We start from the raw sequence: 1,208 nt of genomic DNA on the forward strand, positions 1-1,208 counted from the left end.
AACCCACAATTTTAGTCCGCTTAGCAAGGCGTTAGAATAATAGGCGATGTATATGGATACAATCACAAAGGTCTTGGCAATTTGGGGGGCGGTCGTATCAACGTTTGCCCTTCTTTGGAATATTAAGAACAGTCTGTCAGACAGAGCTCTTTTGAAAATTGTTGCTGATCGTGGTTACATCACTCGAGACAAACTAAAAAATAGCAAGGAGCGTTCGCACCAAGCAATACTTCGCAACTTGTCACCTGATGACGAGGTTGCAGAGCGACTAAAAGTATATGTGTATAATATTGGAAAACGACCGATTGTCATTAGTGGTTTTGAAGTTCGATATTCAAAGTCATCAGGAAAACTATTTCATAAGCTCAAGAAGTCGTTAATTATGTCAGGAGATTTTCCTCAAAAGCTGGATGCTGGTGATTTCCTGTTATTTGAATATGGTTGGCATGTTGTAGATGAAAACTTTTCGGGTGTACAAGTAACGACGGCAGATAATAAAAAATACTCATTACCTAAGAAAAATACCAATATGTTGAAACAACTATCAAAAAGTAAAATAAAAGTACATATGTTGAGGAAAAAACCAGAAGAAAAAAAGGTCGCTTAGATAAATTATTCTAACAAACAATTTAAGAGTGATTCAGCACGCTTGGCATTTTTGGTTTGGGTTAAGTTCAGTGATTACGGTGGTCAAATTAAGTGCCGTGGTCGCGTGTTTCACACCTTAATTGGGCGTTAGTTGCTATTGAGTTTGAGGTTAGAATGAATATAAACTTTTGTGTGTCTCCCTCAGAGGATGAAATATCACAAATTTACAATGGTTTATCAGTATTTAATGAACCACACTTCCCTGATCTTGATGAGAATACCGTGGGTTATTTCGTTCGAAATGAGGACGGTAAAATTCTTGGTGGATTAATAGGGAACCTATTATTTACAACTCTCCATGTGAACTATCTTTGGTTATCAAAGCCACTCCGTGGTTCAGGGTATGGAACGAAGTTGCTTCAACTTGCCGAACTAGAAGCCAAGAATCGTGGTGTAATGAACGTGTTCTTGGATACGTATACCTTCCAAGCACCAAAGTTTTATGAACAGCATGGGTATAGCGAGGTTGGTCGATATACTGACTATCCACGACTAGGCGTAGATAAAGTGTTCTACCAGAAATGTTTGGCTCGCAACTAACAAGCAATTTAAGAGGGATT

Annotated in this window: 2 protein-coding genes; both read left to right on the forward strand. The window is 38.3% G+C overall.

All coding sequences use genetic code 11. From position 1 onward, the window contains the following. The first annotated feature begins 52 nt into the window (after positions 1–52). Positions 53–607, forward strand: coding sequence for a hypothetical protein (locus ACP45E_RS18920; RefSeq protein ID WP_017037340.1), 555 nt, complete (start codon positions 53–55; stop codon positions 605–607). A 155-nt stretch (positions 608–762) separates the two neighbouring features. Further along, entirely contained in the window at positions 763–1,188 is a 426-nt protein-coding gene (locus ACP45E_RS18925; protein ID WP_017037341.1) for a GNAT family N-acetyltransferase, read from the forward strand. Positions 1,189–1,208: the final 20 nt, after the last annotated feature.

Source organism: Vibrio genomosp. F10 str. 9ZD137 (genome assembly GCF_049974785.1).
Classification (GTDB): Bacteria; Pseudomonadota; Gammaproteobacteria; order Enterobacterales; family Vibrionaceae; genus Vibrio.

Excerpts from the sequence above, each read along its gene's own strand:
- ACP45E_RS18920 (WP_017037340.1), top strand. The coding sequence starts at position 53 with ATGGATACAATCACAAAGGTCTTGGCAATTTGGGGGGCGGTCGTATCA.
- ACP45E_RS18925 (WP_017037341.1), top strand. The coding sequence starts at position 763 with ATGAATATAAACTTTTGTGTGTCTCCCTCAGAGGATGAAATATCACAA.